General features: G+C 71.0%; 6 protein-coding genes and 1 pseudogene. 3 read left to right on the top strand and 4 right to left on the bottom strand.

The genetic code is table 11. From position 1 onward, the window contains the following. Positions 1 to 280 (top strand): annotated as a pseudogene (locus VFM98_RS22975) ((2Fe-2S)-binding protein); the annotation flags it as partial. 108 nt (positions 281 to 388) lie between these two features. Here the strand turns inward: VFM98_RS22975 and VFM98_RS22970 are convergent. The 4 genes from VFM98_RS22970 to VFM98_RS22955 form a co-directional block, all read right to left on the bottom strand. Then, positions 389 to 1,873 carry a carboxylesterase/lipase family protein gene (locus VFM98_RS22970; protein ID WP_325112216.1) on the bottom strand — a complete coding sequence of 495 codons (1,485 nt, stop codon included), beginning with the start codon at positions 1,871 to 1,873 and terminating at the stop codon, positions 389 to 391. Then, positions 1,870 to 2,745 carry an IclR family transcriptional regulator gene (locus VFM98_RS22965; RefSeq protein WP_325112215.1) on the bottom strand — a complete coding sequence of 292 codons (876 nt, stop codon included), beginning with the start codon at positions 2,743 to 2,745 and terminating at the stop codon, positions 1,870 to 1,872. Before VFM98_RS22965 ends, VFM98_RS22970 begins: the two co-directional genes overlap by 4 nt. Before the next feature lie 62 nt (positions 2,746 to 2,807). After that, the gene (locus VFM98_RS22960) at positions 2,808 to 3,797 is read right to left on the bottom strand and encodes a PDR/VanB family oxidoreductase (RefSeq protein ID WP_325112214.1); all 990 of its coding nucleotides are present in this window, start codon (positions 3,795 to 3,797) and stop codon (positions 2,808 to 2,810) included. A 1-nt stretch (position 3,798) separates the two neighbouring features. Then, positions 3,799 to 4,737: a protocatechuate 3,4-dioxygenase gene (locus VFM98_RS22955; RefSeq protein WP_325112213.1), complete on the bottom strand. Its 939-nt coding sequence runs from the start codon at positions 4,735 to 4,737 to the stop codon at positions 3,799 to 3,801. A 139-nt stretch (positions 4,738 to 4,876) separates the two neighbouring features. On the opposite strand from VFM98_RS22955, the gene rfbC reads away from it, so the two are divergent. Together rfbC and VFM98_RS22945 are read left to right on the top strand one after the other, a co-directional pair. Further along, a complete protein-coding gene (rfbC, locus tag VFM98_RS22950; RefSeq protein ID WP_325112212.1) occupies positions 4,877 to 5,449 on the top strand; it encodes a dTDP-4-dehydrorhamnose 3,5-epimerase in 573 nt (190 codons plus the stop codon). Continuing rightward, a partial coding sequence (locus tag VFM98_RS22945) for a tripartite tricarboxylate transporter substrate-binding protein (RefSeq protein WP_325112211.1) occupies positions 5,446 to 6,162 on the top strand: 717 nt, incomplete at its 3' end. The genes rfbC and VFM98_RS22945, both read left to right, overlap by 4 nt.

Genomic DNA, 6,162 nt, shown 5'->3' with positions numbered 1-6,162 from the left:
GTTCCTGCAGGACCAGGCGATCACCGAGTCGATGGGGCCGATCACCGACCATTCCTTCGAGCACCTGGTCGCGAGCGACCAGATGGTGGCGCGCACCCGCCGCCGCGTGCTGAAGGCCGCGCTCGCGCTGCGCCAGGAAGGCACGCTGCCGCCGGGCGTCGCCGATCCCGAGGTGATGTGGGGCGCCCGCAGCGGCTCGTTCCACACGCCGGCGGGTGTGGATTGGCAGCAGGCTTACCGGGAGAAGCTGCAGGCGGCGACGCGCGTGCCGCGCCGGTGACGCAGTCCCCGTGTAGGCTGGTGCTGAGCCGCGTCAGCGCGAAGCCCAGCGATCAGCGAGCGCAGCGAAGCTGGGGTTCGGCGCGCATTGCGCGCGCTCACCGCCAGCCTAGCGGGCGTAATAGCGTTCCAGGAAATCGAGCTGCGCCCGGCGCCACCCTGCCCCGGGCTTCACCGCGTCGCCCAGCACGAGATGGTTGTCGTCGCCCGGGCGGTACGCATCCCAGCGCGGCAGCCCCGAGCCGTTCGGGTCGCCACTGGCGGCGAAGCCGACCCAGTACCTGCGCATCGTCCGCGACAGCGCCTCGTCCACCGCGTCGAAGTCCGCCTGCTCTCCCGGCGGCGCCGCATCGACATTGCCGAACGCATGCGCCACCTCCTCGCCATGATGCGGGCCGTCGGCCTGGTGCGGGCGACGGCGCTCGAACAGGTACTTGAAGGTGCGCGGCTCGCGCGCCGCCATGCACTGCGCGAGCAGCCGCGTGCCGTAGTTGAACTGCGTGTCGGCGAACATCGCAGCCACGGCCGCGCGCGCGTCGCCGTCCGCCTGCGCCGGGTACAGCGCCGCCGCCTCGACGGCCGCCGCACCGAAATTCGCTTCCACCTGCGCACGGTAGGCCGCCAGCGTGTCCACGGGCCAGCTGCGCGTGAGCAGCGTGCCTTCGTCGGCGTTGCTGCCGACGATCAGCGGCATGCGGTGCATGCGGCCGGCCTGGAAGGCAGGCCTCTCGTCCTGCGGCAGCAGCCAGCCGTCGCGGATCGGCCGCAGCACGCGCGGCGTGGTCAGGCCGCGCACGGCGGGGTTGAGCAGCGCGGTCCGCGCCAGCACCTCGCCGGCCGGCAAGGCGCGCAGGGCTTCCAGGTCCGCGCCCAATCGCGTACCAGCGCGTTCCGCCTCCTCCAGGGTGGCCAGCGGCCGGCCGGCGCCGGGGCTGTGCAGGATGGCGCGGTCGAAGGCGCCTTGCGCCCGCGGCGCCGCCAGCAGCAGCGAGATCGAGGCGGAGCCCGCCGACACGCCGAAAGCGGTCACGCGCGCCGGGTCGCCACCGAAGGCCGCGATGTTCGCGCGCACCCAGGCGAGCGCGGCAAGCTGGTCCAGCAGGCCATAGTTGCCCGACACGCCCTCGCGCGCTTCGCGGCTCAGTGCCGAATGGGCCAGGAAGCCGAACAGCCCGCTGCGGTAGTTGAGCGTCACCACCACCGCGCCTTCGGCCGCGAGCAGCTCGCCGTCGCTGCGCAGGTCGGAGCCGCTGCCGCCCGTGAAGCCGCCGCCGTGGATCCAGACCAGCACGGGCAGCTTCGCCTGCGGATCCGGCGCCGGCGTCCACACGTTCAGGTACAGGCAGTCCTCGTCCTGGCGCGGCGCGCGCAGGCGGTTGTTGGCGGCCTGCGGGAAGTCGGGGCCGAAGGCGAGCGCATCGCGCACGCCCTCCCAGGGCCGCGCCGGCTGCGGCGCTCGCCAGCGCAGTGTGCCCACCGGCGGCGCCGCATAGGGGATGCCCAGGAAGACCGCACCTTCTCCGGCGCGGCGGCCGCGCAGCGTGCCCTCGCGCACGGCGACGGTGACGAAGCCCGGGTCGGCTGTAGTGTTCATGGTGCTTCCTTCGCTCGCCGGCCCAGCGAGGGCGCGGGCGGTTCGGCCGCCAGGCGCCGCCGCACTTCGGCCGCCAGTTCCACCAGGCGCTTGCCGTTCCTCTGCATCACGGCGTCGGTCTGGCTGGCGGCACTGCCTTGCGAATTGAAGGCCAGCAGGGTGCGGCCGTCGGTGTGGACAAAAGGGGCTGCGACCGAATTGGTGGACTTCTGGAAGGTGCCGGCGGCGATGCAGAAGCCGCGCCGCTCCACCTGCTCGATCGCGTCCTCCAGCTCGCCCTGCAACTGCGGCCACTCCTTGCGGTAGTGGTCCTTGAGCTCGTCGAACAGCTGCGTGCGCTCCTGCGGCTGCATCGCGGCGATGCAGGCGCGGCCCATGGCCGTGCGGATCAGCGGCACGCGGAAACCCACGCGCTGGCGCCGGTTCGGGTTCGGCTCGCCGAGCGCGTATTCCAGGTACAGCACGCTGAGCCCTTCGTGCACGCCCAGGCCCACGTTGGTGCGGCTCTTCTCGGCGAATTCCTCCATCAGGGGACGCGCCACCGTGGGCACCGGCATGTTCACCAGGTAGGGATAGGCCAGGCTCACCACGCCGGCGGCCAGCTCGTACTTGCCGAATTCCGGCAGGTAGCGCAGGTAGCCGAGCTGCGTGAGCGTGAAGGTCAGGCGCGAGACCGTGGGCTTGGGCAGGCCGGTGGCCTCCGCGATCTCCACGTTCCCGAGCAGCTTGCGATCGAACTGGAAGGTCCGCAGGATCGCGAGCCCGCGCGCCACGGCGTTGTTGAAGCGGGGATCCTCGTCCTCCGTCTTGATCTGGATGCCTTCGGAATAGTCCGGCGTCACCGGCTTGTCCTTGCGGCTGGGGCGCCCCACGTGTCCTCTCCTGTCATGCGTCCAACCCCGCAAGTCTAGCGGCGCGTCGAAGAGGGTCATGGTCAGAGGTCCAGCACCAGCACCGGGTCCTTGCTGCCGGAGCAGCAGACCATCATCACCTGGTTGGCGCGCTTCTCCTCGTCGGACAGGAGCGAATCGCGGTGGTCCGGCGTGCCGGCGAGCACGCGGGTTTCGCAGCTGCCGCAGATGCCCTGCTCGCACGAGGCCTGCACCGCCACGCCCTGGCCGCGCAGCGTGTCGAGGATCGTGGCTCCCTGGGGCACGAAGACGCTGCGGCCGCTGCGCGCGAGCTGCACGGTGAAGCCGCCTTCGGCCGCCGACGGCGTTGCCGCCGCGAAGCGCTCCAGGTGCACGTGCCCGGCGGGGCGGCCGGCGCAGGCGGCCTCGAAGGCGTCGAGCATGGGCGCGGGGCCGCAGCAATAGAGGTGCGCCTCCTGCGGCGCGCGTGCGACGAGCTCGCGCAGCGGCAGCGGAGCACCGCCCTGCTCCGCGTCGACGTGCAGGTGCAGCCCGGGCCCGGCCAGCACGTCGAGGAAGGCCGCTTCCTCGCGCCGGCGCACGCTGTAGTGCAGCTCGAACGAGGCACCGAGCGCACGCAGGCGCTGCGCCATGCAGGCGATCGGCGTCACCCCGATGCCGCCCGCGATCAGCACGGTGTGGCGCGCCTGCTCGTGCAGCGCGAAGTGGTTGCGCGGCGCGCCGAGCGAGACCAGCGTGCCCACCTTCAGCTGGTCGTGCACGTAGCTGGAGCCGCCGCGGCTGGCCGGATCGCGCTTGATGCCCACGACGTAGCGCGCCGTCTCGTGCTGCGGGTTGCACAGCGAGTACTGCCGCACCAGGCCATTGGGCAGGTGCAGGTCGACGTGCGCACCGGCACTGAAGGGGGGCAGCGCCGGGCCGTCGGCGGCCGCGAATTCGTACAGGTGGATGCCTTCGGCGGCGTAGCGGATGGCGATGAGCCGCGCCCGGACCAGGCCGGTCGCCGCGGCGGCCGACGCGGCAACGGGCGCAGCGATCGTGCAGGCGTCCATGTCAGCTCCAGTCGGCGAAGCAGAGCCCCGTGCCCGTGCCCGCCGGCGTGCGGTACGCAGGGATGTACTCGATGTGCCGCAATGCCAGGTGTTCCACCGCGCCGGCCATGCAGATCCAGTTGCGGATCTCGGAGCTGCCCGAATTCAGCTGCTCGCGCGGCAGCGCCGCGAGCGCCCGCGCGTCCTTCTCGCGCAGCGCCTTCACCACCCGGCCATCGAGCTCCGGGTCCACCGTGAAGTGACTCAGCCCACCGGAGGCGAGCACGCCGACGCGCGCATCGCCCGGGAAGCTCTCCACCGCCGCGCGGATCGCCTGCCCCAGGCGATAGCAGCGGCCCGGCGTCGGCTGGTTGGGAGGGAAGTACGTGTTGAGGAAGATCGGCAGCACCGGAATCGTCATGCCGGCCAGCAGCCGGTTATGGACGAAGCCGAAGGCGTGGCCCTCGCCGTAGCCCTCGGCCAGCGTGTTGGCGCAGGAGAGGTCGAAGTCCTCCATCAGCGCGGCGATCAGGTGCTCGGCGAGCTTCGCGTCCACCGGGTAATCCCGGGGCACGTCGCGCTCGAAATATTTAGCCGAGGCGGCCCGCGCCCAGTCGGGACCGGGGTGGCTCGCCAGCGGCACGTTGCGGATCGTCTGGCCGCGATACACCAGGATCGCCGGCATGTTGTCGTCGTCGTAGAGCTCCTTCTGGTCGTCGCCGACCACGATCAGCGTGTCGAGGCGCGCGTTGCGCACCACGGCGCCGAGCCGCTCGACTTCGGCCAGCGCGCGCTGGTGCTTGTCGGCGAAGACCTCGGGCGTGAGTTCCGCCTGCACGCCGGGCGGCGCGAGGCGCTCCAGCTCCTCGTAGGTGACGGGACAGCCCTCCTTGGTGAGGTGGGCGCGCGTGCGGTCGCGCTCGATGAAACGGGCCCAGTCGCCGACCGGGGCATTGAGCATGGGGGTATGGGAAGTGCCTATTCCCAGGACGATCTGCGCCATGTGATCTCTCGCCCCCTAGGGGCATTCGGGTTGTGCTGTTCGAAAAATGAAATTATATTTTGATTTAGATCAAAGACGGATGTCAAAGAAGACCCGCATGGAGACAGCCCCGCTGGGCCTCGAAGGCCTGTTCGTGTTCGAGCCGGACGTGAGCTCCGACGAGCACGGCCGCTACAGCTACTACTACGACGAGCGGGCGTTCGCGGCGGCCGGCGCGGCGGCGCACTACGTGCAGGAGCACGCGTCGTTCTATCCGCTGAGGCACACGGTGCGCGGGCTGCACTTCCAGCGGCCTCCGCACGCGCAGACCAAGGTGGTGCGCGTCGCCCGCGGGCGCATCTGGGACGTCTGCGTGGACATCCGGCGCGGTTCCCCGACCTATGGAAAACACGCAGTCGTGGAACTGGCGGCGGGTGACTGGCGTCAGCTGCATGTGCCTCCCGGCTTCGCGCACGGCTTCTGCACGCTGGAGCCGGACACCGAGATCACCTTCCGACTGACCGACTACAACAACCGCGACCACGCGGGTGGCCTGCTGTGGGATGACCCGGCGCTGGGCATTGCCTGGCCATGCGGGGACCAGCCGGCCTGGGTGTTCCCCCTCGACCGGCAATGGCCGGCGCTGGAGGCACTCGACTCCCCCTTCCACCATAGGAGACAGACCCGATGACCACCCGCCGTACCGCCCTGCGCGGCTTCGCGGCCGGCGCCGCCACCCTGCTGGCCGGCCGAGGCTTCGCGCAGGAGGACAAGAACCCCATCAGCATCCTGGTGGGCGCCGCCTCCTCGATGGATTTCACCGCGCGCGTGATCGCGGACCAGATGCGCGAGTCGCTCGGGCGCACCGCCATCGTGGTGAGCAAGCTCGGCGCCGGCCAGCGCGTGGCGCTCGGCGAGTGCAAGCGCGCCGCGCCCGACGGCCGCACGCTGGTGTTCGCCACCAGCGGCCCGTTCGCGATCTACCCGCACGTCTACACCAAGCTCGACTACGACCCGGTGGCGGACTTCACGCCCATCATCGGCGTCTCGAAGTTCGACGTCGCGATTTCCACCGTCCCCAGCGTCACCGGCGCCAACACGCTGCAGGAGCTGATCGCGTGGGCCAAGGCGCGCAAGCCGGGCGATGCCGTGTTCGGCTCCGCGCCGGGCAACGGCTCGCTCTCGCACTTCCTCGGCATCTCGATCGGACTGGCGACCCACACCAAGCTCGTGCACGTGGCCTACAAGGACAGCGGGGTCGGCCTGATCGACCTGTCCGCCGGGCGCCTGCCGATCATGATCACCGGCCTGCAGCCGCAGATCCAGCTGCACAAGGCGGGCAAGATCAAGATCCTCGCCGTGTCCGGCGACAAGCGCTCGCCGCTGGTGCCCGAGGTGCCGACG

It is taken from the genome of Ramlibacter sp. (assembly GCF_035706265.1).
GTDB lineage: Bacteria > Pseudomonadota > Gammaproteobacteria > Burkholderiales > Burkholderiaceae_C > Ramlibacter.
The sequence above is the reverse complement of the archived record's forward strand: the minus strand, read 5'-3'. Positions and strand labels throughout refer to the sequence as shown.